The organism is Pseudomonas sp. NPDC089918 (genome assembly GCF_050280605.1).
In the GTDB taxonomy this organism is placed as follows: Bacteria; Pseudomonadota; Gammaproteobacteria; order Pseudomonadales; family Pseudomonadaceae; genus Aquipseudomonas.
Genome location: NZ_JBNNVP010000004.1, coordinates 24,640 through 48,095, shown reverse-complemented (window position 1 = coordinate 48,095; position 23,456 = coordinate 24,640). Strand labels below are relative to the sequence as shown.

16 protein-coding genes and 1 pseudogene are annotated in these 23,456 nt (G+C 59.2%); 1 reads left to right on the top strand and 16 read right to left on the bottom strand.

The annotated features are described in order from the left end of the window. Positions 1 to 66: 66 nt before the first annotated feature. The 3 genes from ACQKPC_RS04340 to ACQKPC_RS04330 form a co-directional block, all read right to left on the bottom strand. Positions 67 to 465: a DUF4440 domain-containing protein gene (locus tag ACQKPC_RS04340; RefSeq protein ID WP_427623250.1), complete on the bottom strand. Its 399-nt coding sequence runs from the start codon at positions 463 to 465 to the stop codon at positions 67 to 69. 160 nt (positions 466 to 625) lie between these two features. Then, the gene (locus ACQKPC_RS04335; RefSeq protein WP_123358528.1) at positions 626 to 1,450 is read right to left on the bottom strand and encodes an SDR family oxidoreductase; all 825 of its coding nucleotides are present in this window, start codon (positions 1,448 to 1,450) and stop codon (positions 626 to 628) included. A gap of 30 nt (positions 1,451 to 1,480) precedes the next feature. Continuing rightward, entirely contained in the window at positions 1,481 to 1,945 is a 465-nt protein-coding gene (locus ACQKPC_RS04330) for a hypothetical protein (protein ID WP_008070465.1), read from the bottom strand. 152 nt (positions 1,946 to 2,097) lie between these two features. On the opposite strand from ACQKPC_RS04330, the gene ACQKPC_RS04325 reads away from it, so the two are divergent. After that, a complete protein-coding gene (locus ACQKPC_RS04325; RefSeq protein WP_427623248.1) occupies positions 2,098 to 4,866 on the top strand; it encodes an RHS repeat-associated core domain-containing protein in 2,769 nt (922 codons plus the stop codon). 73 nt (positions 4,867 to 4,939) lie between these two features. Here ACQKPC_RS04325 and ACQKPC_RS04320 read toward each other — a convergent pair whose 3' ends face one another. The 13 genes and pseudogenes from ACQKPC_RS04320 to yaaA all read right to left on the bottom strand — a co-directional run bounded on the left by ACQKPC_RS04320 (position 4,940) and on the right by yaaA (position 23,302). Beyond that, a complete protein-coding gene (locus tag ACQKPC_RS04320; RefSeq protein WP_427623247.1) occupies positions 4,940 to 6,391 on the bottom strand; it encodes a mannose-1-phosphate guanylyltransferase/mannose-6-phosphate isomerase in 1,452 nt (483 codons plus the stop codon). 213 nt (positions 6,392 to 6,604) lie between these two features. Then, positions 6,605 to 7,258 (bottom strand): alginate O-acetyltransferase AlgF, encoded by a 654-nt coding sequence (locus tag ACQKPC_RS04315; RefSeq protein ID WP_427623246.1) that lies wholly within the window; start codon positions 7,256 to 7,258, stop codon positions 6,605 to 6,607. A gap of 15 nt (positions 7,259 to 7,273) precedes the next feature. After that, complete coding sequence (locus tag ACQKPC_RS04310) at positions 7,274 to 8,449, bottom strand: alginate O-acetyltransferase (protein ID WP_427623245.1); 1,176 nt, start codon at positions 8,447 to 8,449, stop codon at positions 7,274 to 7,276. An 11-nt stretch (positions 8,450 to 8,460) separates the two neighbouring features. Continuing rightward, the gene (locus tag ACQKPC_RS04305) at positions 8,461 to 10,026 is read right to left on the bottom strand and encodes an MBOAT family O-acyltransferase (RefSeq protein WP_427623244.1); all 1,566 of its coding nucleotides are present in this window, start codon (positions 10,024 to 10,026) and stop codon (positions 8,461 to 8,463) included. Positions 10,027 to 10,238: 212 nt separating this feature from the next. Further along, positions 10,239 to 11,372, bottom strand: a complete 1,134-nt coding sequence (locus ACQKPC_RS04300) for a mannuronate-specific alginate lyase (RefSeq protein ID WP_427623243.1) — start codon at positions 11,370 to 11,372, stop codon at positions 10,239 to 10,241. Positions 11,373 to 11,383: 11 nt separating this feature from the next. Further along, complete coding sequence (locus tag ACQKPC_RS04295) at positions 11,384 to 12,835, bottom strand: alginate O-acetyltransferase (protein ID WP_008010605.1); 1,452 nt, start codon at positions 12,833 to 12,835, stop codon at positions 11,384 to 11,386. 10 nt (positions 12,836 to 12,845) lie between these two features. Then, positions 12,846 to 14,435: a mannuronan 5-epimerase AlgG gene (gene algG, locus ACQKPC_RS04290; RefSeq protein ID WP_427623242.1), complete on the bottom strand. Its 1,590-nt coding sequence runs from the start codon at positions 14,433 to 14,435 to the stop codon at positions 12,846 to 12,848. A gap of 26 nt (positions 14,436 to 14,461) precedes the next feature. Then, positions 14,462 to 15,949, bottom strand: coding sequence for an alginate export family protein (locus ACQKPC_RS04285; protein ID WP_052966654.1), 1,488 nt, complete (start codon positions 15,947 to 15,949; stop codon positions 14,462 to 14,464). Next, positions 15,946 to 17,454 carry an alginate biosynthesis TPR repeat lipoprotein AlgK gene (algK, locus tag ACQKPC_RS04280; protein ID WP_427623241.1) on the bottom strand — a complete coding sequence of 503 codons (1,509 nt, stop codon included), beginning with the start codon at positions 17,452 to 17,454 and terminating at the stop codon, positions 15,946 to 15,948. The genes ACQKPC_RS04285 and algK overlap by 4 nt, the downstream gene beginning before the upstream one ends. A 9-nt stretch (positions 17,455 to 17,463) precedes the next feature. Further along, entirely contained in the window at positions 17,464 to 18,633 is a 1,170-nt protein-coding gene (locus ACQKPC_RS04275; protein WP_427623239.1) for a PilZ domain-containing protein, read from the bottom strand. 35 nt (positions 18,634 to 18,668) lie between these two features. After that, on the bottom strand, positions 18,669 to 20,150 hold the full coding sequence (gene alg8 / locus ACQKPC_RS04270) for a mannuronan synthase (protein WP_427623238.1): 1,482 nt from the start codon (positions 20,148 to 20,150) through the stop codon (positions 18,669 to 18,671). Positions 20,151 to 20,370: 220 nt separating this feature from the next. Next, positions 20,371 to 21,687: pseudogene (locus tag ACQKPC_RS04265) on the bottom strand (nucleotide sugar dehydrogenase). An 835-nt stretch (positions 21,688 to 22,522) separates the two neighbouring features. Next, positions 22,523 to 23,302 (bottom strand): peroxide stress protein YaaA, encoded by a 780-nt coding sequence (yaaA, locus tag ACQKPC_RS04260; protein WP_427623236.1) that lies wholly within the window; start codon positions 23,300 to 23,302, stop codon positions 22,523 to 22,525. Positions 23,303 to 23,456 lie beyond the last annotated feature (154 nt).

Below are 23,456 nucleotides of genomic sequence, written 5' to 3'. Positions count from 1 at the left end.
GTTGCAGGTTTTGGGGCTGCTGCGCAGCCCAACGGGGGCAAGCCCCCTCACCACAAGGGAACGGTTTCAGCTTTGACAAAACGTCTCATGCAAATGCCGCCAAACCACCTTGCCATCGGGCTGTTTCTCGAACACCACCGAAGACCGTCGATCAGAATGCAACCCCGTCGCATCGGTCTGCTGCTCGCGGTAACTCACCACTGCGCCACCGTCGTATAGCGCAACACCGCGCAACTCGCTGAGCTCAATCCTGAACCCGAGTTTCTTCCCGCCCGCCAGCAGAAACAATTCATTCAATGCCCCGAAATCCAGCACCCGGCCCAACGGCGAGATCATGGAAAACTGTGGTGAAAAACGCATGAGCAATTGTTCAAGCTCGGATTCGTCTTGCTCTTCGGCCAACCATTGTTCAATGGCTATGTGAGCCTGGATCACTTCGTCAAAGTATTCGGTGTAGTTGGTCATGCTGTTTCCTGAAATTTTGCAGCGTCTGTCCTGACGTCTTCGCGGGCAAGTCGAATCGTCGCACCGCCGCTCCCACAGTGATCTTTGGTGTGAATGCTATCTATGCCACCCAGCAGAACCTTGTGGGAGCGGGCTTGCTCGCGAATGGGGCACCGCGATCTCAAAGTTGCCCGCGCAACCCGAACCGCTTCATCAACCCCGACTCCAGCAACCCTTTGGGCAACAACCCCGCCATCAACGGCAACGCGCGGCTGCCATTACCCAAACGCACCAGACGCGGCGGTTTATTCTGCTGCACGGCCTTCAATAAACCGGCGGCAAACTCACTGGCCGGCGTCGGTTTGTCCTGAGACGCCTTGGCCCGTGCGCGAATACCTTCACGCAGCGGCCACCATGGCGATTGTTCGGTGATCAGTTGCTCAGCCTCTTGGCCGGCATTCTTGGCAAAGCTGGACGCGATAGCCCCAGGCTGAACTTCCATGACCCGCACACCGAACGGTGCCAATTCCATGCGCAGCGCATCGCTCAGGGCATGCACCGCGGCTTTCGAGGCGCAGTAGGCGCCGGCAAATGGCGTGACCAGAACCCCGGAAACGCTGCCGATGTTCACCACCAGGCCCCTGGCGCGACGCAGCACCGGGAACATCGCGCGAGTCACGCCGACAATCGCAAACACGTTGGTTTCGAATTGCCGCTGCATGGCCGGCACACCGCCGTCGAGCAGCGGCCCCATGGCGCCATAGCCGGCGTTGTTGATCAGCACATCAAGGCCGCCGCGTTGCTGATTGATCCGCTCGCTCAGTTGTTCGAGGGCCGGGCCATCGTTCACGTCCAGTTGCACGGCGGTGAACCCGGCGGCGGTTAGAGCGGCTACGTCTTCGGCTTTGCGGGCGCTGGCCCAGACTTCGTACCCGGCACTTTTGAAAGCGTCGGCGAGGGCGCGGCCAATGCCGCTGGAACAACCGGTAATCAACGCAACGGGCATGGCGCGGTCCTTGTGCAAAAAGAAAAGGGATCAGTCGGAGAAACTACCCTGCAAACGCTCGGCGCGAAACTCCAGGGTTTGCGGGCGATAACCGGGGCGCAGAGGTGGCATTGGCAAGCAGTCCTCCCAATTGCCTCCGGCCTGCAATTCGCCGGGGCCGCGATAACGCGGCGCAGCGTATTGATTGTCAGCCAGATTGACCGTATCGCCCGGTGCGTAAGCGGCGATTCGCCAGCGCAGTTCGGTCAGCGGCACGTCGTTGCCGTTGTTCATCGTCAGCTTCAAGGGGCGATCCGCCGGGCAGTGCTCGGGCGCGTAGGTGATGCGCAACTCCAGGCGCGCCAGTTGCTTGACCTCGCGGGTGTCCAGCCAGAACACCCACACCGCCACCAGGCCCAACCCGACAGCGGCGGCCATGGACACCGGCACAGCCTTGGACGGGTAGCGCAGCAGCAGGATCAGCCAGGTGATGACCAGCAGGACGCCGATGAACATGTGTGAACGCTCCTTGAACTCATAAACACCATCCTACCGAAGGGGCGCGGGAATGGACATTCGTGGAGCAAGATCGGTGGCCGTTGGTCGGTACTCTCATTTCTGATAGTAGCCAGGCCTGTCCACGAACAGTTAGATGAGGACATACAGGCATGCAGGTCTTGACGATGGGAATGCACCACAAAACACCAAAATTGTCCGTCGTCGACCCGCGCGGCTTGACCATCCGTACGGTGGACTATTGGCGCGCCGTCGAAAACCTGCCCACTGAAGCACGCATCAATCGCACGGCCCATGATGCTGCGGGCCACCCGATAAAACAGTGGGATCCGCGGCTTTGGGCATTGCAGGTTGAAGATCCTCTGACACCCGCCAATTCAACGACCGTGCATTCGCTGTCCGGCCATGCGCTGGGTACCGTCAGCGTCGATGCTGGATTGCAGCTGAACCTGCCCGGTCTGGGCGACGAGATTTTGCTGGCATGGGACAGCCGAGGTACACGACGCGAGGTTGAATACGATGGCCTGCTTCGTCCTTTGGCAGTGTTCGAGCAGGGCGCAACTGAGCCGCGAAGGTCCGTTGAACGCATGACCTATGGCGGGCCCGATCAGGGCGATCAGAATCAATGCGGGCAGTTGATCCGTAATGACGATCCCGCCGGAACGGTGCTGTTCGAGGCATTTTCGATCACCGGCCAATGCGTGAAGCAAGTCCGTCACTTTACCCTGGACCCTGTTGCCCCCGACTGGCCGGAGCTGGAAGCCGATCGCGAGCGGCTGCTTGAGCCCGGTGAAGGTGCGTCGTCGACGTGGCGTTTCGGTCCACAGGATCATGTGCTGGAACAGACCGATGCCAAGGAGAATCGTCAGGTCTTCCACCTGACGCTTGATGGACAATTGCGTGAGGCGCGACTGCAACTCCATGGGCTGACCACCTGGCAAACGCTGGTGCGCGATATTCGGTACAGCGCGCAGGGCCAGGTCGAACACGAAACTGCTGGCAACAACGTACAGACGACCCTCGTTTACCGCCCCGAAGACGGTCTGCTGATGGAGCGCCGGGCACAGGATGCCAGTGCCCGACTGTTGCAACACCTGATCTACGATTATGACCGGATGGGCAATGTCCTGAGCATCGAGGACAGGGCACTGTCGGTGCGTTACTTCAACAACCAGCGCATCGATCCCCTCAGTCGCTTTATCTATGACAGCCTGTATCAATTGATCGAAGCCTACGGCTGGGAGGAGGGCACTCTCCAGCAGGGGCCGGCGTCGGTGGGACGGGTCGATCCGGCGGCGGTCAGCAACTATCACCAGACCTACCGCTATGACGAGGGCGGGAACCTGCTGACGCTGACGCACGTCGGCACGCAGAGTCGGGGGCGCGAACTGAAAGCGGCGCGCTACAGCAATCGTTGTCTGCCCTGGCGCAACGGTGTGCCGCCGACGGAAGAGGACATCGCCGCGGCGTTCGACGCCAATGGCAATTTGCTGGAGCTGGATCAGGGACGGATCCTGAATTGGGATCTGCGTAATCAGTTGCAGTCGGTCAGCCCGGTGGAACGCGTCTCCGGGCTCAATGACAGGGAGTCCTATGTCTACGATGGCGGTGGGCAGCGGGTTCGCAAAATCCGCTCATTGCAGACCAATGCCCGGACCGTGGTGGCTGAAGTGCGTTATCTGCCGGGGCTTGAGATGCGCAGCGATAACGGCACGGGAGAAGTATTGCAGGTGATCAGCGCCCAGGCGGGACTCAATAGCGTGCGAGTGCTGCATTGGGAAACAGCGCCACCGTCCGGTATCGCCAACGATCAATACCGCTACAGCCTGGTCGATCACCTGAAATCCTGCACGCTGGAACTGGCCGACGACGCGCGAATTATCAGCCAGGAAACTTACTATCCCTTTGGCGAAACGGCTTGGTTTGCCGGGGCGGGCATCGTTGAAGCGAGTTACAAAACCATTCGTTATTCGGGCAAGGAACGGGATGCGACGGGGCTCGACTACTACGGGTACAGATATTACGCCGCGTGGTTGCAACGATGGATCAACCCGGATCCTGGGGGAAACATTGATGGGCCGAATCGATACCGGGCGATGCGTAACAATCCGTTGTTCTACAAGGATGTCGATGGTCTGGCGCCTCATCCTAATCAAAAAACAAAGGACGAGGTTTATCACGATCTTGCCCAGGAGGGCATTGTTTACCCACTTCAAGCAGCCGGCATGCAACCCATCCGCAATTATTTTGCGGACAGCCAGGACCCATCGACTTTGGCTTATCGCCGAGAAATTCCGATAGCCCTCGAGCAGTTGGGTGAAGGCGGAAACATAGCGTTCACTAACACCCATCAAGCCCATGTCATTGCCGCCGTCAGGACCCAGACGGCGCCACCTTCCGGGGCAGTGCTGTATCACTCGGGGGAGCTCATTTCGGGGATGCTGAACTCTGTAGCGGGAGAGCAAACAACAGGTCGCATCATGGGCCCGATGTCGGTCACCTTCAACAGTCCGGTCGAGGATCCGCAGGTTCTGGCTGACCGACGCGATGCCGTGGCCAAAGGTATGAAGGGAGTGGGAAAACTGGCGTCGTTCTCCCGAAACCCGCTACTGAGTGCCGCGGGAGCCGTGGTGCAGACTATGGGACGGCTTATGGAAGTATCGGAAGCCCAGACACAAATGCAGTACAGGCAGCTGAGTAATGTTCGAGCCCCAACTGTTGGAGGTCCGCCAACGGTTATTGCCAGGTCATCGACAATGCCAGCCTTGACGACTGCCCAATCGCCTTTGGCTGGTTCAGTGGAGCCGTCATCGCACTCACCAAGCCCGCTGGCAATGCGCCTGCTGGCAGCGGGATTCAATACCCCTACGCCTGCAGCCGCACCGGCAATGCGCGAGCGCAAAAGAAGCCGATCCAAATAAAAAGCCCCCGCCCAACCCTCTGCGGATAGGGACGCAGTGGGCTGGACGGGGGCTTTTTATTGTTGCCGGTCAATCACTGCGCGATGGTTTTCACCGACACGCCGCGCTCGATCGGGTTGGAGCGACCGTAGATATCTTCAAACCGCTCGATATCGTCTTCGCCCAGGTAGCTGCCCGATTGCACTTCGATGATCTCGAGTGAAATCTTGCCCGGGTTGCGCAGACGGTGGACCGAGGCGATCGGGATGTAGGTCGACTGGTTTTCAGTCAGCAGGAACACGTTTTCGTCGCAGGTCACTTCGGCAGTGCCGCTGACTACGATCCAGTGTTCGGCGCGGTGGTGGTGCATTTGCAGCGACAGGCACGCGCCCGGCTTGACCGAGATGCGCTTGACCTGGAAGCGACCGCCCATGTCCACCGAGTCGTAGGAGCCCCACGGACGATAGACTTCGCAGTGGTTCTGGGTTTCGCTGCGGCCCTGCTCGTTGAGGGTGTTGACCATCTGTTTCACGCCTTGGACCTTGTCCTTGTGGACGATCATCATGGCGTCCTTGGTTTCGACGACCACGATGTTTTCCAGGCCGATCACCGACACCAGTTTGCCGTTGCCGTGGATCATGCAGTTTTTGCTGTCCTGGATGACCACGTCGCCTTTGGTGACGTTACCGTTGGCGTCTTTTTCATTGACTTCCCACAGCGACGACCAGCAACCGACATCGCTCCAGCCTGCGGTCAGCGGCACGACGCAGGCGCGCTGGGTTTTTTCCATCACCGAGTAGTCAATGGAGTTGTCCGGGCAGCAGGCGAAGGTGGCGGGGTCGATGTCGACGGTGTCGGCATCCTGTGCGCTACGTTCCAGCGTCAGTACGCAGGTGTCGTAGATGTCCGGATCATGCTTTTTCAGTTCTTCGAGGAAACGGCTGGCGCGGAACAGGAACATGCCGCTGTTCCAGAAGTAACCACCGGACTGGACGAATTCGGTGGCGCGTTTCACGTCCGGTTTTTCAACGAAGTGCGAGACACGGCTGACGCCTTCCGGCAGCAGCGCATCGTTGGTGGATTTGATGTAGCCGTAACCGGTTTCCGGTTTGGTCGCCGGCACGCCGAACAGCACCATCTCGCCACGCTCGGCTGCCACAGTGGCCAGGGCCAGGGCGCGTTGCAGGGCTTTCTGGTCTTCCAGCACGTGGTCGGCCGGCAGCACCAGCATCAACTCGTCGCGACCTTCATTGACCAGCATCATCGCGGTCAGGGCCACGGCCGGGGCGGTGTTGCGACCGAACGGTTCCATCAGGATGCGCTGGGTGTCCAGGTTGCGGGCACTCAGTTGCTCGTTGACGATGAAACGGTGATCTTTGTTGCAGACCACGATCGGGGTATCCATGCCTTCGAACACCAGGCGTTCCAGGGTTTGCTGGAACAGCGTGTGTTCGCCGGTCAGGGCGAGGAATTGCTTGGGGAATTGCTTACGCGAAAGCGGCCAAAGACGTGAGCCGCTACCACCTGACAAGATCACCGGAATCATGTTGTTACTCCTTCAAAATCGATTGGGTTAGAGCTACTGCGTTCTGTCGTTTCACTCTTGTTCTTGTTCCGTGTCCGAATTGACGCCTCGGTCCCTTGTGGGAGCGGGCTTGCTCGCGAAAGCGGTGGGTCAGCCAACATCATCGTTGAGTGTGAAACCGTATTCGCGAGCAAGCCCGCTCCCACAGGGATATGGGTCAATCCGGCAAATGTGTTAGCGCGTCGAAACCGGGCGTTTTACCCACACTGGCGACAGGCTGCTGCCACTGCCGGTGACGTACAGCACCGCGGCTTCGCCTCGTTCCAGGGCAACCGGTTTCACGTCGCCGACTTTGGTGGCGCCGTCGTACAGTGCCAGGCTGACTTTCACCGGGTTGATTTCACGCTCGCCACGGCCCTTGGCTGCCACAGACGGGACCACTTCGGTCTTGCCGTCGGCGGTTTTCAGGGTCAGGGCCTTGTCGCTGAGGTTCTGTACGCGAACCAGGGATTTCTGCTTGTTCTTGAACGGCGGCTCTTCGATCAGTTGTGGTGCGCCGCTGGCGTTGTTGACCAGGGTGTAATAGTGGTCGCCGGCCAATTTCACTGGCAGGGTCTGGCTGCCGACCTTGGCGCTGTAATCGCCGCCCGGCATGAAGCTGAAGTCGGTGCTGGACAGTGGCGCGACTTCGCTCAGGTTGGTGGTGCCAACAGTGGCGCTGACTTCAGCGTTACCGGCGTTGAAGACCCGCACGAAACTGGAGCCTTTTGGCGCGGTCGGGCCGTAGAGCGCGCCGTCACCGGCGAAGGCCTGCATCGACAGCACGCTCATGCCGGCGACGAGGGCGAAGGTCTTGGCGAGACGGCGAGGAGTAGTAGTGAAAGTCATGGAAGTACCTCTCTTTCAGTTTTGCGCCCGGTCGGGCGTCTCGGATTTAGTGTTTGCAGCTACGTTTTGTTGGCGTGCGCCGGCTTGTTTAAGCTCTGCGACCCACTGCGGGTCGGCGTCACCGATTTCGTTGTTCACAGGCAGATATCGTTCAGGGAACTCCCAAATCAGCACTTGTGGCGGGCTGTTCTTGAAAGCATCGCTTTTCAGGTAGCTGAGCATCGGCAGAATCGGGCCGTGACCGTCTTCGGCGTAATTGACCACATCGCTGTGCAGTGCTTCTTTCAGCGCACCGACGAAGTTCCAGTTCGGGTTGGCGCTGTAGCTGGTGCCAATCAGGGCTACCGGCACTTCAGTGTTGGCGAACAGGGCGTCATCACCGGCAGGCTGATCCTGGGCCGCCACGGTGTTGCGCTTCTGCAAAGGCTCCTGCGCCGGCATCAGGTTTTCGAACAGAGGGTCCAGGGGCAGGAACAACCGCAGGTCGCCCTTGTGCGTCACCTTCTCCGCAGGTTCGGTGACGAAGTTTTGCGGTTCGCCGCTCAGCGGAGCCTTGTCGGCAATGGTTTTGGCCAGAGTCTGGGCAGCGACTTGCGCGCCTTCCGGGGTCCAGTGGGTGTCGGTGCGCAGGAACACTTGCTGACCGTCTTGCTTGGCCTTTTGCAGCGGGCCGAGCAGGTCAGGGGCGAGGATCTTGTCGGCCGCCACACGAGCGTGGAAGTCCTTGTACAGATTGGCGTGGATACTCGCCGGCTTCACTTCACCCAGGTGTTCCGGGTAGAGACGTGTCTTGGCCGGGACAATCGCCATCACCAGTTGCACACCTTGTTTTTTCAAGGTCTGGCGCACGCCTTCGACCAGCGCGTAGTTGCCCTGCAGGTTCAACTCTTCGTTGACGATCGGGTGGAACTCTTCATCGCTGTAGAGCCACTGATCGCGACCGAGCACCACGCCCGGACGACCTTCGTTGAACAGTTTGAAATCCAGCGCGGCCCAAAGGTTGGTGCCCAGGCGCTTGATCGGGAACTCGTCGTCGTAGTGCGTCTCGACGGCTTTGCTCCAGCGACCGTTGAGCACGGTCGCATCGGCGTTGGTACTGAAGCCGAAGAAGCTGCGTACCGACCACACGCCCAGGACCAGCAAGGTCACCAGGAACAGGGCGATGTAGAAGATGCGTAATGAGCGGGTCATAGTCAGATCCCTCAGAACTGGAAGTAAAGGAACGGCGAGAAGCTTTGCGCCGAGAGTTTGAGAATCGAGGCGATGAACAGCAGCAGTACCAGAGCGCGCATCACGTAACGGGACCAGTCAGCGGTCCAGTAGGCCGGTTGCACAGTCGCTTCAACGCCGACGGTGTAACCCGGTTCGTGGATGCTGGCCGGGTTTTCACCCGGTACGGCTTTGATCATTCCAGGCGTAGCCGCGGCAGGGCCGTCGGTTTCGGTGTTCACCGCAGGCTTGGTCTTGACCGGTGGCCGGTTGGTGTAGAAATCACGCAGACCGAAGAACGCCAGGGTTGCGTAAGCCACCACCAGGGTTGCCACTTGCAGACCGGTGAGGCTGGCCTGGTTGAGTTCCGACAACGACCATTCGCCGAAGCTGAACATGGCGCCGTACATGCGACCGGCGACGTGCAGGTTCTCTGCGCGGAAGATCACCCAACCCATCACCACCAACAGGAAAGTCAGGGCCCAGCGGACCGGGTTGAAGCTGCGCGGCGAAGTGTTCAGGCCGAGGGCTTTTTCGATCGCCAGCCACATGCCATGCCAGGCACCCCAGACGATGTAGGTGATGTTCGCGCCGTGCCACAGACCACCGAGCAGCATGGTCAGGAACAGGTTGCGATAGGTCATCAGCGTGCCTTTACGGTTACCGCCGAGGGTGATGTACAGATAGTCACGCAACCAGGTCGACAGGCTGATGTGCCAGCGACGCCAGAACTCGGTGATCGACTGGCTGATGTACGGCTGTTTGAAGTTTTCCATGAAGCGGAAACCCATCATCAAGCCCAGACCAATTGCCATGTCGCTGTAGCCGGAGAAGTCGAAGTACAGCTGCGCGGTGTAGGCCAGGGCGCCGAGCCAGGCGTCGCCCGTGGTCGGGTTCTGCAAGGCGAAGCAATGGTCGGCCACCACCGCCAGGGTGTCGGCGATGAAGACCTTCTTGATGAAGCCCTGCATGAACCGCGTGGCACCTTCGGAGAACTTGTCGAGGGTGTGGGTGCGGTTGTTGAACTGGTCGGCCAGGTCGCGGAAACGCAACACGGGGCCGGCGATCAAGTGCGGGAAGATCGCCACGAATGCGGCAAAGTCGATCAGGTTGCGGGTCGCCGGGGTATCACCACGGTAGACGTCGATGATGTAGCTGATGGACTCGAAGATGTAGAACGAGATCCCGATCGGCAACAACACGTGAGTCAGGATGAACGGCGACAGACCGACCGAGGTCATCATCGCGTTGATGCTGTCCACGCCGAAGTTGGCGTACTTGAAGTAGCCGAGGATGCACAGGTCGACGCCCACGCCCAGGAGTAGCCAGCGCTGGGCCGGTTTGGTCCGAACGCCCGCCGCACCAACCTTCAGGCCGATCCAGTAGTTCCACAGCGTGACGGCTGCGAACAGCGCAAGGAAGTCCACACGCCACCAGGCGTAGAACACGTAGCTGGCGATCAGCAGCAGCAAGTTGCGATAGCGTATTCCGCTCAAGTAGTACATGCCGAGAAAGATCGGCAAGAACAGAAACAGGAACACGTTGGATGAAAATACCATCCCGATCTCTCCATGTTTAACCAACAGTCAAGGGCCGCAGCCCCCCCAAACCCCCCACCGAAAACCGGAGGGCGTAACACACAATTCATGCCTGACACTGACCCTGTGGGAGCGAGCCTGCTCGCGATAGCGATCTGATATTCAGCATCGATGTCGCCTGACACTCAGTCATCGCGAGCAGGCTCGCTCCCATAGGGGTTTTGCGTTTGGCTCTAGGAACCTTTTTTGCCCTTCTCATTCGCCGGGTCGTAGACCTTGGTCAAATCCCCGCCGAGGCGGAAGGTCTTGAACGGCTGCATTTTGTGTTTCTGCGCCAGCACATCCGGCGTGCAGGTGTAGAGCGAGCAGAACGGTTCGAGCCAGGCAAATTTCGAATCGACCTTGAGGTCGGTCATGTCCTGCTCTTTACCGTTTTTTTCCTCGAACTCATCCGGGTCTTCCACGCCTGCAAGCACGCGATCACCCAGACGTTTCAAGGCACCGTTGTTTTCCTGGCGCAAATCGACACCGTTGACCTGAGCGAAACTGGCGATCATCGCCAGTGGCGGCAGGGCGTAGTTGTGATAGGCGAGGGCGCGTTGCTGGCGCTTGAGCTCGTTGGGCAGGAAGCCTTGGGCGTCGACCTGATTGACGCCGACCTTGTATTCCTTGACGGCCCAATCGAACAGATCGCGGCGGTTGGTGGCGACCGACGTCGCCATCACCGACCAGGCTGCCCAGTACGAGTGGTTGTTGGTCTGTTCGAGCGGCAGGTTGTCCCAATCGCTGACCACCTGATCAGCCATTTTGCTGAACCAGGCTTCAATCACTTGCGCTTCTTCCTGGTGGGTAGCCAGTGGATGCGAGTCAGAGAATTTCAGGCGGACATAGGACGAAGCCATGCTGCCCAACGCCCATTTGCGCATGGACTTGCCGGTGTGGTTGAAGTCCTTGGACATCAACGCGTCGGCCTTGGCCCAGGCGGTCAACCAATTGAGGGTGCATTGCAGTTGTTCCGGACGACCGTCACGCATGAACTGCATCACCCGCTTGCTGGTGGCGCGCTCGATCTTGGTGATGTCGGCGGTGGTCTCGCGGAACGCTTTTTCCGATGCCTCGTTCAGGGTCGAACGGGCCTTGTCGGAGCCTTCGTATTTGCTGCGAAATTGCAGGGCGCCGGTGTAAGGCGTCGGCATCGCGTCGCAGCCTTCACTCTTGTCGCCGGTTTTGACTTTTTCAATGGGCGCAAAGTAACCCTGGGGCGGGCGAAGTGGCGCGGCAGCCTGGGTGGCGCCGGCGAACATCGCCAGCGTCAGCAGAGAGGGCGCGAGTAACTTTTTCAGCGTTCGGGTTTGCATGCAGTTCATAAGAGGTAGCCTCATTGCCCGGCTTGAGCGGTACGCTGCTCGGCGCCGGAGAACACGTTGCGTTTGCAGATTTTCGCTTCGACTTTCTGAGGCGTGGTACCTGGTTTTTCAGGTCCCTGGACTTCGACGGCCAGCAGATTCTGCGAGGCCCAGTCTTCGTCCGTGCGCAACTCGAAGGCGAAACGCCCGTCGGTTTCGGATGTTTCCGGTTTGTCGATCTTGATGTCCTCGTGGCGCCCGTTCATGTACCAGAGGGTGGCTTGCAAGGTTTTCACCGAGGTGTCGGCGAAGCGGATATCGACCTGGTGGCTGCTGTTGCGCAGGTCCAGGTTCTTGCTGTTGACCATCAATTCGTTTTTGCCCGGTTTCAGCGTGGCGCTGGCACTCATCTGCGCGTCTTTGCCTTCGCAACCGTTGTCCAGCAGCGCCATCATCTGGCGGTAGATGGTTTCCTGATCGAGGCGATAAAGCGGCGAGAATTCCCAGATGAGGATTTTCGGCGGTTTGGTCTGGAACTCTTCACTGCCCAGGTACTGCAGCATCGAACCTTCCAGGCCACCACCGGGGAATGCCACGTTGAGGATGTCGGCGCCGATGGCCTCTTCGAGGAAACCGGCGAAGTTGTAGTTCTTGCCACTGTGGCTGGTGCCGACCAGGGTAATTTCCGGATTGCCGGAATCACTGAACAGATCGCCATCGCCCGCTTCGCCTTTTGGCTCGGTGGTGAACTGATCCATGTACTGGATCGCGTAGCTGGTGCCACAGAGTTGACCAGCCATGTTGTGTAACGTTCCGGTCTTGCCCATGCGACCCGACTTATGGGTCTCGAATTCACGCTTGGGAACGTCGGCGAAGGCCGGCAATTGCTTGACCTTCTCGGCGACGATTTTCGCCGTGCGCTGGGCGCCATACGGCGTCCAGTGTTGGTCGCCGCGGAAGTAGAAGTCGTGGGCTGGCAAGGTGTCGGGCAGCGATTCGTTGGTCAGTGGCGACAGGTCCGGGACCACGTAGCCCATCTGCGCGAAACGCCCGAGCATGGTTTTGTAATTCCTCAGCGCCTTGTCGAAATCGTAGCTCGCCTTCTCTGCCGGGTTCAGCTTGTTGCGGTTCACCAGGCCACGGGTCGGCTGGTAAACGATGACCAGTTCCACGCCTTTGCTCTTGAACGCATCGTGCAGTTGTTTCATGCGTTTGTAGCCAGCGGGTGTGGTGTCGAATTCGGTGCGCAAGTCTTCTTGCGTACGGAACAGCCAATCGCCCTGCGCCTGCACCAGTGTGGTGAAGTTCTGCTGATAGCGGGTGGTGTAGTTCTTCGGGTCGTGGGCTTCGGGGCAGAGATTGCAGCAATCATCGGCCTTGAAGCTGGGGGCTTTGGCGTCTTCGGCACGTACGCCAGTGCTCGCCGCAAGAATGCCAGCGGTCAGGGCCGACAGGCTGAGTAATTTGATCAAGTGTGGGTGCATAAAATTATCCTCAGTCCTGCATTTTGGTCTGGCGTTCGACTGGGTCGATCAGCACGGCTTTCTGCTGGCGCACCAGCAGGTCGAGAATTTCATCCTGGCGTTCGCCGAGGATCCCCGAGAAGCTGATGCCGCTGGATTTGGTCGGCGCGAGCATCGACACGCGATACAGCTCCACGCTCAGCGGCGAGTCGATCGACAGTGGTCCGCTGCCATTGGCGGCCAGCTCACCACCGACCACAATCAGGGACACCTGGGCGTCGAACGGGTCGAGCTTGATGTCCCGGTCGGTGTCGCTCAGGTCTTTGATGTGCCCGTAAACACCGGTCAGGCCGTTGGCCATCGAAACGTTTTCGTATAGGCGAATGTTCACGCTGTTACGAATGCGGATGCCGTGGCGCTTGTTGCTGATCACCTTGTTGCCCCACAGCAGGTTGTCAGCACTCTCATAGAGGGTGATGCCATCGGTGTGGTTCTTGTAGATCTCGTTGTAGGCGATCAGGTTGTTCACACTGTTACGGTCGATCACCAGGCCCGACAACTTGTTGTCGTAGCTGCGGTTGTTGAAGATGAAGCTGTCGTTGACCTCACGGGAAATAATGATCCCGTGCTTCTTCCTGGTCCCGTACACCGTGTTGTCGGCGATGATCAGACCGTGGGAACGGTCATGGGGGTCGATGCCGTAGACGATGTTGTCTTTGTAGGTGTTGCCCTTGACCACGAAGTCACGGGTTTCGTAGCAGTAGAAGCCGTACCACATGTCCGAGAACTCGGAGCCGACGATCCAGCCGGACGGTTCAGGGCGCTTGAGCACCTTGGCCATGTTCGGCGTGTATTGGGAAATACTCACGCCGTAGGACTTACTGTTGGCGTAGCCGAAACTGGCGATCTTGCTGTTGGCGATGTAGGTTTCGGTGCCCCCCCAGGACAGCAGGAACGGACGGAACTCCTTGGGCGACTTGAAGGCCGCCGGGCCGTTTGCTTTCTCGCTCCAGCCAGTGATTTTGGTATCACGCACGAACAGCTGGCCGTCGTTGACCAGGAACGAGCCGGCCTCTTGGGACAGGCGCAATTCCTGGGTCTGCTTGTCGATTTCCAGAATGCCCTTGTTACCCACCACGATCGGCAACTTCGCCAGGAACACGCCCGGCGAGGTTTCGCTGAAGTACTGCTTGGGCAGCTTCTTCGCCAGGTCCTTGAGGTTCATGTAGCCGTCGTCGACGAAGATCGCCTGCGGGATGCCATGCTGACGCACCACCCACTCGGCCATCTTGTTGTCGCCGCCGATGAAGTCCTTCAGGGCGTTTTCCTGCATCATCCGGCGCACGCTGATCTTGCCGGGTTTGGTGCGCACGATTTTCGCGGCGATGGCTTCGGCGGTGTAGCCAGAGGTGTCCGGCAGTTTCGGCTTGGCCAAGTCCAGCGGCGCGGTTGGCGCGCTGCTGACGGTGTAGGTCTTGGCCTGTTGCAGCCCTTTAGCTATGGTCGCCGATTTGCCCTGTTGCACAGGCTTGGCCGGTTCGACGGTGGCGAAGGCGGCTGCGCTGGCTAGCAGCAGCGCGCCGGCCAGCAGGCTGATCGAGCCTTTCTTGGCACTGTTCATGTCGGGCACTCCCTTCGCGGTTTGCATCAGAAGCGCCAGACCACGTCGACAAACGCGCGGTGCATGTACGAGTCGACTTCTTTGCCATACGCATCGCCGGGCTTGAACACACCGCCACGGAACCGTACCAGTGCCGAAGGCTCATCGATCGACTGGCTCAACGCCGCCGGCAACAGGCCTTGCTTGAAGTACTTGGTGACCACCAGGTCCATTTCCTGACCGAGGTCTTTGTTGCCATCTTCCAGCGGCAGAGAGGTGCTGGAGAGGATTGCGCCGGTCACGTCGTCGGTGTTGTTTTCGACGGCGTTGATGCCGTTGCTGCCCACCGGCTTGTTGCCGTCGACGCGCCAGAACTTGTGGTAGATCAGACTGGCGTCGTATTCGTCGTTGAGCATCCACGAGCCGAACAGGGTAGCGGTCTGCATGTTGTTCATTTCGCCACGGAAGGCTTCGCCGAAACGGTGAACCCGCGAACGTGTACCGGTGTAGTTCGAGCGATTGCTTTCCAGACCGGTCTGTTCGTACTCGGCGCTGGCACGGGCATAGGCCGCACCGACTTGCCACTGCGGATCGAGGCGCAGACGCAGACCAATATCGGTGGCCCAGCCATTGAGGTCTTCACCACGTTTGGCTTCGGTCGGACGCGTGCCATCGGCGTTCAGCGGGTTGACCGTGTCGGTGTCACCGCTCATGCCGGTGATGCTGCCCCAGTAATTGACGGTGTTGGTGTTGCGCCAGTTGTAGGCATCGCTATCGGCGGTAAGGCCGAGCCAGCTGATGTCGCCATTCTGTTTTTTATCCAGCGAATCGCCGGCCACGCCCGGCTCCGGGTAGTCGAGCTTGCCGTCATCGTGGGTGTGATGACCGCGAATGCCGACCCAGTTACCCGGCGACCATTGAGTGGCAACGTCGCCGAAAACGTGCAGGCGATCCTTGTCCTTGGGGGCCAGCTCTTTCAAGTCGGTGCGGTATTCGCTGAAGCGTTCGGCGACACCGACGTTGGCGCGCAACAGGGTGGTGTCGAAGGTCCAGTTCAGGGCTTCGATGTTGGTGTCGCGCCATTGCCCGTCGTCGTTGCGCAGGCGTTGGCGACCGAGCTTGAGGATCTCGCCAGGGTAGGGCGTGAGGCCGCTGTAACCGACCCAGAACTCGCGCATCGCCAGGTAGTTCTTCTTGGTTTTGCGATCACCGTTGTCGGTGGTCTGGGTACCGTCGCTGTCGGACTGTTGCAGGGTGTCCGTTTCGATGATGTCGGTGGACGTCACGGCCTGGCCCATGGCGTAGGCGCTCCACGCGCCGCTTTCGCCGTACACCCATGGACGCAGATCGAGGCCAACGCCGTTAACGTCGCCGCCACTGGCAGTGCCCAGGTCACGGTCGTCTTCGGACTGGCCGGTAACTTTGACTTCGAGGCCGAAATTCTTGTCTTCGGTCAGGGCCGCCAGGGTCGGGCACGACCACAGCAGGGCGAATGTAAGGCCAATACCGGCCTTCACGAATGGATTGAGCTTCATAGGGATTCCTCGCCGTCTTCTTCTTGCAGGGCGTGCAGTTCCAGCGTGTCCGGACTCACGGCACTACGAATGGCCTGTTCTTGTTTCAACAGGCGTTGGGCCTCGGCCAGCCGGTCAGGCGGCAGTTGCGCTTCGATGGTTTGCGCAAGCTCATTGGCTTGTGGGGTGTTTTGAGCCTTCGCCAACTGGCTGAAGACATAAGCGTTGACCGGGTCGGGTCGGGTGCCCTTGCCTTGGGAGAACAGTTGGGCAATGGCGAAATCGGCGCTGTTCTGGCCGTTACGCGCAGCGGTCAGCAGGTGATCCAGGGCTTTTTGCGGATAGACCTTGCCCAGGTAACCACGACGGTAAATCTGGCCGAGGTAGTAATCGGCGGCGACTTCCCGGCCGACGGCTTTCTTGAAGTGCTCTTCGGCGACCTTGGCGTCGGCCGGCACCATTTTTCCTTCGAAGTAGAGCTTGCCCAGCAACAGTTCGGCACGCGGCTGGTCGGCGGCGCGGCCGTTGTCCAGGTACTTCATCATGGTGTCGACATCACCCAGTTCCGGGAAGTCGTAGAGCAATTGCGCCAGGCTGACCCAGGACGCCGGATAGCCTGGTGCGATGCCTTCGAGCAGCGACTGAGCGGTTTTCTCGTCGGTCTTGCCCAGGCTCGCATCGCCCAGTACGCGAGCCACGCTGTCCACACGTTGCGCAGTGACGACGCCACGGCTTTGACCCGCCTGCATCTGCTTGATCAGTTCAGCCTGTTGCTCTGGCTGGCCGCGTTTCTGATAGACCGTGGCCAGTTCGACGTAGCAGATGTCGGTGGTGTTCAACGCGGCTTTGCAGATTTTTTCCACGTCATCCAGGTGTTGATCGTAAGTGCCCTGGGTGCGATAGAGCAGCACTTGCGCCAGACCGGCTTCCGGTTTGCCTTCGGCGCGCCATTGGCTGATCTGCTGCTGTGCGTTGACGTTCGGGAAACTGTGCGGGTATTGCAGGTACAGCATCGCCAGCGGGATCAGGGTGTTGCCTTCGCCATTGGCCGAGGCTTTCTTCAACAACGCTTCGGCTTCGTGATGTTCGGCTTCGGTGGCACCGGGTTTGGCCACCAGCAGACGACCCAGGCGAGCCTGAGCCCGCGGCGAGACGCTGGCCGCGGCGCGGTAAGTCGCCTCGGCCTTTTTGATTTGTGCCGGGTCGCGGCTGTCGACTTGCAGATCGGCCAGACCGACCTGAGCTTCGCTGTAACCCAGGTCTGCCAGCTGCTGGTAGTTCTGCGCCGCCAGCGCGGTGTCGCCGCGCTTGAGGGCTTCATTGGCCAGACGCTGGTCGGGCAGGCCGGCGCAGCCGCTAAGGCTCACCGCTAACGCCAGTGCACAGAATGCACCCTTGTGGGAGCGGGCTTGCTCGCGAAGCAGGCGCTGCGGAGCATCAGGCAGACCGTGTTGATCCCTTCGCGAGCAAGCCCGCTCCCACAAGGTGTGCGGTGTGTTCAGGATTTTTGTGATGGTCACGGGCATGTCCTCTGTTTAAAGACCGGCGGCCATGGCTTTGTTGATCAGCCAGCTCAGGTTCGGGCCACGGGTGCTGTTCACTTCAACCGGGCGACCGGCGAAGGCGCTGTCCAGCGGCTCGTCTGGTTTGATCTGCACGCGGATGTCGGATGACAGGTCGGCGCTTTTCAGGCTGGTGCTGCTGACGATCTTGCCGGTACGGGTTTGGTCTTCGCCGGCGATCTGGAAGCTGACGGTGGTGCCAGGACGCACGTCGCCGAACTGGCGATAGGAGAAGCGCGCTTCAACGTTGGCTTCGGTGTTACGCGGCACCAGTTGGAAGATCACGTCGCCTTTGCTGGCGTACTGACCGTTAGCCACCAGTTGCTGAGACACGGTGCAATCGCACGGCGACGTCAGGGTTCCGGTCATTTGCTTGCCGAACAGTTCTTCAACCTTGGATGGTTGCAGTTGACCTTCGTCCAGATGGCCCTTGAGTACGTCGAGCATGCTGGTGCTGAAGGTCGCCAGCGGGGCGCCTTTGGCGGCAACGCCGTCAGCCTTGATCAGGCTCTGCACGGTGCCGTCGCGCGGCATGGTGATGTTCATCCCCTGCACGCTGACCAGACCGGCCTGGGCGTGGCTGACGAAGTACATGCCGTACACCGATTTGAAAATGAAACCGAACGCCACCAGGCCGACCACGAAGATACCGGCGCTGAAGGTCACCGCTTTCAGACGGCCCAGCGGGGTCATGCCGTGGCCGCCATCCTTGTCCTTGCGCGCCTTGGTGAAGTTGTCGCGCTGCAGGGTCGCCAGCATTTCACCCACGCTGACGATGTCGCCGGCCAGGTGCGAGGTGATCAGGTGGCGCAGGGTGGAAATGTCACGAGGTTCCAGGTTCTGGAACTGGCAACCGGTGCGACCGGTCTGGCGATCCACGGAGCGGATTTGCAATTCCACGTCCATGGCCAAACCGAGGTTATCGATCACGAATTGCAGGCGAGCCTTGTGCACATCGCCGACTTTCAGCGGCAGCTGACCGGCGTTGAACGCCAGGCCGCCAGCGGAAAGGTCGATGAGCCGGGCTTCAACCGGAGTCCGGTCAGGGCCGAAGAAACGCAGCTTGGCCGGGATTTTCACGCGAGCGTGTTGGCGCTGGGCTTCGGATTCGTGCACTACGTTGGAGTTGACGGCGGTATTCATATGGGCGATTTCCTAGTTAATTCAGGCGAGTTCGGTCAGACCATCAGCAGCAGCACGGCGACAAAAATGCTGCCGGCGGAGAAGGTCATGGTCCGAGACGACCAAGTGTTGAACCAACCTTGAAAGCTGGCGAGATCACGGGTCAGGGAAGTGGGCTGGCGACTCCAGGACTGTCGGTCGAGGCGGAAGAACACGTAGATTTTCACCAGCGCGCCGACGATCTGGTTGTAATAGAGAATCGCCGGGTAAGCCGGGCCGATCCGGTGACCGGAGCAGGACAGCAGCACGGTCAGGATCAGGCGGGTGATGCCGATCCACAGCAGGTAAACCAGGATGAACGCGCTGCCGTACTTGAAGGTGGCGAGGATGGCCACGGTCAGGCCCAGCAAGGACGTCCACATCGATACACGCTGATCGAACAGCACCACCGACGTGAACAGGCCGAGGCGTTTCATCCCCAGGCCCAGGGCGCGGGAGTTCTGCCGCAGGTTGTTGCCGTACCAGCGGAACATCAGTTTGCGACTGGCCTTGATGAAGCTCTTTTCCGGCGGGTGTTCCACGGTATGGATCGCGGCATCCGGCACGTAAAACGTGTCGTAGCCCAGACGCATCAAGCTGAACCAGCTCGACTTGTCGTCACCGGTGAGGAACTTGAAGCGGCCCAGGCGCCAGTGTTGCAGCGAGTCGCTTTCCACATCGGCGATGAAGTCCGGGTTGGTGACCACGGTGGCGCGGAATACCGACATCCGGCCGGTCATGGTCAACACGCGCTTGGACAGGGCCATGGAGCACATGTTGATGTGGCGCTGGGCGAATCGCAGTTTGTGCCATTCGCTCATGATGTAGCCGCCGCGCACTTCACAGAACTCGTTGGTGGTCAGGCCGCCGACATTGCCGAACAGCTGGAACCACGGCACGGTCTTGAGCACGACGCCTTCAGCCAGCACGGTGTCGCCATCGATCACGGCAACCACGGCGCGGTCGTCCGGCAGGTGGCGCGAGATGGCGCGGAAACCGTAGGCCAGGCCATCGCGTTTACCGGTGCCGGGAATGCGCACGAAGTCGAGCTTGACCCGTGGCGGTGGGTTCATGCGTTTCCAGAGGCTCTTGACCAGCAGCTCATCGGACATTTCGACGATGGAGCACACCACGGTGGTCGGCAGGCCGCAGTCGATGGCCTCGCGGATTACCGAGCTGTAGACCTGAGCGGTGGTCAGCGCGTCGATACGGAAGCTGGTGACCATCAGAAATACATGGGACGGGTCTGCCTCTTTGCCCAGCTTGCGCACTTTGCGCCGCAGGTGCGGGTAGACCACGTACAGAAACAGCATGCCGCGCAGAAAGTGCGTGGCACCCATCGAGTAGCGCCAGATACCGACGATACCGATCAGGAAGATAAAGTCCTTCGACTCGGAGTCGAACGTGGACGTAGGCAGCGCCATGGCGATGCCCATCAGTAAACTTAGGTAAAACAGCCAACCGGCGGCCTGAAGTAGGCCGTGCTTTAGCCTGTGCATAATCTGCATCCGTCTCGATCTCGGGCGAGCCTGTGGGGTGGCCCGATGGGGTTAAGGCAGGCTTGTGAAAACTGGCGCCACCGGGTTTGGATAACGCCAGAATCCCTGTAGGAGCTGGCGAAGCCTGCGATCTTTTGATCTTCGCTTGGCATTCAAGTGGATCTGGAAAGATCGCAGCCTCGTTTCACTCGACAGCTCCTACGCAGCTCCTACAGGCGTGTTACCAGCAGATACCTTCGGTGCGCTTGCTGACGCTGGTGGCTTGAGACATGAAGCCAACCAGGTCGACCACTTGCTTGCCGTGTGGAGCTTCCAGCGCCAGGGCGCGGAATTTCTCGTCACGGTTGCCGAGGATGATCACGTCGGAGTTTGCGATCACGTCGTCGAAGTCGGCGTTGAGCAAGGACGAGACGTGAGGGATCTTCGACTCGATGTAATCCTTGTTCGCACCGTGGACACGGGCGTATTCGACGTTGCTGTCGTAGATGCTCAGGTCGTAGCCCTTGCCGATCAGCATTTCCGCCAGATCAACCAGCGGACTTTCGCGCAGGTCGTCGGTGCCGGCCTTGAAGCTCAGACCCAGGAGGGCGACTTTGCGCTTGTCGTGGCTGGAGACGATGTCGAACGCGTTCTGCACCTGGGACTCGTTACTGCGCATCAGCGAGTTGAGCAGTGGTGCTTCCACGTCCAGGGAACCGGCGCGGTAGGTCAGGGCGCGGACGTCTTTAGGCAGGCAGGAGCCACCGAACGCGAAACCAGGGCGCATGTAGTACTGGGACAGGTTCAGTGTCTTGTCCTGGCAGACCACTTCCATCACTTCGCGACCGTCAACACCGACGGCCTTGGCGATGTTGCCGATCTCGTTGGCGAAGGTCACCTTGGTGGCGTGCCACACGTTGCAGGTGTACTTGATCATCTCGGCAACGGCGATGTCCTTGCGGATGATCGGTGCGTCGAGTTCTTCTTACAGCGATTGCAGAACGTCACCCGAAGCCTTGTCGAACTCGCCGATAACGGTCATTGGCGGCAGATCGTAATCGGCGATCGCGGTGCTTTCACGCAGGAACTCAGGGTTGACCGCCACGCCGAAATCGACGCCGGCTTTTTTGCCGGAGCAGTCTTCGAGGATCGGGATCACCACGTTTGCCACGGTGCCCGGCAGGACGGTGCTGCGAACCACGATGGTGTGGCGGGTGGTCTTGTCACGCAGGACAAAACCGATCTCGCGGCACACGGCTTCGATGTAGTTCAGTTCCAGGTCACCGTTTTTCTTGCTCGGCGTGCCGACGCAGATCATCGACAGGTCGGTGTCGCGAATCGCCTCGGCGAAGTTGGTCGTGCCGCGCAATTTGCCCGTCTCGATGCCCTTCTGCAGAAGTTCGCCCAAACCCGGTTCAACGATCGGCGATTTGCCGGCGTTGATCATATCGATTTTGTCTTTGGCAACATCGACGCCAACGACGTCATGGCCCCGTGCAGACAGGCAACCGGCACATACTGCGCCGACGTAACCCAAACCAAATATGCTGATGCGCATCGCAATTACCTCTCAGTTAATCAAACCTGTGTTCATCAAGCCATTACATGGCCGGATTTAATGGTGTTCAGCGGTCATAGAGCACTCGCAAGTGCGACTTAAAGGCGCCACAATGCCGTGTGCAGGCATACTAAGTTCCGAGTGTCTAAATAAGTGCACTCAAGATGTGCGCAGCCAGGTCTTATTGTTATGACGTGCCCTGTTATGCAGCCGATCCTCTTTTCTGAAGACTTCCGTGCAAAGGTCTTGCGCGCTCAATGCCAGGCCCGAAAGCCCGTAAATCAAGCGGTTGGGTGCTCAGGTGAGCACGTTTATAGGGGCGCAGCCGTGGCCTTGTAGGGGATAGTAATGGTGCGTTATCTCCTGTCCTTCGTGTGTTGCCCAAATAAGTGATCAGTAAGCCCAAGTAAGTGTGACAACTTCGCTATATCGATCTCTTGTCTGTGTAAGTTATCTCGCACAATCACCGAGAGAATCGTTACCGGTGGTATGAGCGGCGCATTTGGACATAGTTCCTGTCCGCCCATCGCGAATTCTGAAATTTCTTGAAATATTGAAAAAGATGGCACTGCTTTCATATTGATAGCACTTGCCCTTTGGCCCTTTATATATGGGGCGATTGTCGTTCTGGATATGTTTTTGCCACTACGAGTAAAAATTTTCAGTGCCACTACTGAAAAAAATGATCAATGTCGAGTGAAACTAAAGTTAGAAAATGAAGTGCTTGAATATTGGCGCCAATAAAGCGGCGAAAAGGAAGGGATTGTTCGACGATCAAAGGGGGGCGCGCACGACGAAGTAACGGGTGTCGTGCGCTGACTTAGTGCAGGCTCTATTACTCCGGTGCGTGATCTCGCAGGAACACCAGATTGTCCGGTTTAGACTGTTCGGCGCTGTAGCGATAACCCTGAACGTCGAACTGCTTGAGGGCGACCGGGTCATTGATGCGTTCTTCGATGACGAAGCGACTCATCATCCCGCGGGCCTTTTTCGCGTAGAAGCTGATGATTTTGTACTGGCCGTTCTTCAGATCCTTGAACTCGGTATTGATGATGCGCGCGTTCAAAGCACTGCGTTTGACCGCCGAGAAGTACTCGTTGGAGGCCAGGTTCAGCAGCACGTCATCGCCTTGATCGGCCAAGGCTTCGTTCAGCCATTCGCTGATCCGCGTACCCCAGAAGGCGTACAAGTCCTTGCCACGGGCATTGGTCAGCTTGGTGCCCATCTCCAGCCGATAGGGCTGCATCAGATCCAAGGGGCGCAACAGGCCATACAGGCCGGAGAGCATGCGCAAGTGCTGCTGGGCGTAATCGAAATCGGCTTCGCTGAAAGTTTGTGCATTCAGGCCGGTGTACACATCGCCCTTGAATGCCAGCAACGCCTGCTTGGCGTTGGCAGGGGTAAAGGCCGGGGTCCAGCTACCGAAACGCGCGGCATTGAGACCGCCGATCTTGTCGGAGACGTGCATCAATTCGCTGATCTGCGCTGGCGTCAGGTCGCGCAGTTGCAGGATCAGCTCCTGGGAATGGTCGAGGTATTGCGGCTGAGTGAAGCGCTGGGTCGCCGGCGGTGTTTCGTAATCGAGGGTCTTGGCGGGGGAAATCACCATCAGCATGAAGTCGTCTCCTTTAATCGTGGGGGCGATTCTAGGGGGTTGTCCTTGTTGACTCCAGCTATGGGTGTCATAGGTGATCGGTGGTGTAACCAGGTTTTGTGACAGAGAGATCCTGTGGCGAGGGAGCTTGCTCCCGCTCGAGCGCGAAGCGGTC

What these genes read in the sequence shown, in the direction of transcription:
- ACQKPC_RS04340 (WP_427623250.1), bottom strand. Translation starts at nt 465, where the DNA reads ATGACCAACTACACCGAATACTTTGACGAAGTGATCCAGGCTCACATA.
- ACQKPC_RS04335 (WP_123358528.1), bottom strand. Translation starts at nt 1,450, where the DNA reads ATGCCCGTTGCGTTGATTACCGGTTGTTCCAGCGGCATTGGCCGCGCC.
- ACQKPC_RS04330 (WP_008070465.1), bottom strand. Translation starts at nt 1,945, where the DNA reads ATGTTCATCGGCGTCCTGCTGGTCATCACCTGGCTGATCCTGCTGCTG.
- ACQKPC_RS04325 (WP_427623248.1), top strand. Translation starts at nt 2,098, where the DNA reads ATGCAGGTCTTGACGATGGGAATGCACCACAAAACACCAAAATTGTCC.
- ACQKPC_RS04320 (WP_427623247.1), bottom strand. Translation starts at nt 6,391, where the DNA reads ATGATTCCGGTGATCTTGTCAGGTGGTAGCGGCTCACGTCTTTGGCCG.
- ACQKPC_RS04315 (WP_427623246.1), bottom strand. Translation starts at nt 7,258, where the DNA reads ATGACTTTCACTACTACTCCTCGCCGTCTCGCCAAGACCTTCGCCCTC.
- ACQKPC_RS04310 (WP_427623245.1), bottom strand. Translation starts at nt 8,449, where the DNA reads ATGACCCGCTCATTACGCATCTTCTACATCGCCCTGTTCCTGGTGACC.
- ACQKPC_RS04305 (WP_427623244.1), bottom strand. Translation starts at nt 10,026, where the DNA reads ATGGTATTTTCATCCAACGTGTTCCTGTTTCTGTTCTTGCCGATCTTT.
- ACQKPC_RS04300 (WP_427623243.1), bottom strand. Translation starts at nt 11,372, where the DNA reads ATGAACTGCATGCAAACCCGAACGCTGAAAAAGTTACTCGCGCCCTCT.
- ACQKPC_RS04295 (WP_008010605.1), bottom strand. Translation starts at nt 12,835, where the DNA reads ATGCACCCACACTTGATCAAATTACTCAGCCTGTCGGCCCTGACCGCT.
- algG (WP_427623242.1), bottom strand. Translation starts at nt 14,435, where the DNA reads ATGAACAGTGCCAAGAAAGGCTCGATCAGCCTGCTGGCCGGCGCGCTG.
- ACQKPC_RS04285 (WP_052966654.1), bottom strand. Translation starts at nt 15,949, where the DNA reads ATGAAGCTCAATCCATTCGTGAAGGCCGGTATTGGCCTTACATTCGCC.
- algK (WP_427623241.1), bottom strand. Translation starts at nt 17,454, where the DNA reads ATGCCCGTGACCATCACAAAAATCCTGAACACACCGCACACCTTGTGG.
- ACQKPC_RS04275 (WP_427623239.1), bottom strand. Translation starts at nt 18,633, where the DNA reads ATGAATACCGCCGTCAACTCCAACGTAGTGCACGAATCCGAAGCCCAG.
- alg8 (WP_427623238.1), bottom strand. Translation starts at nt 20,150, where the DNA reads ATGCACAGGCTAAAGCACGGCCTACTTCAGGCCGCCGGTTGGCTGTTT.
- yaaA (WP_427623236.1), bottom strand. Translation starts at nt 23,302, where the DNA reads ATGCTGATGGTGATTTCCCCCGCCAAGACCCTCGATTACGAAACACCG.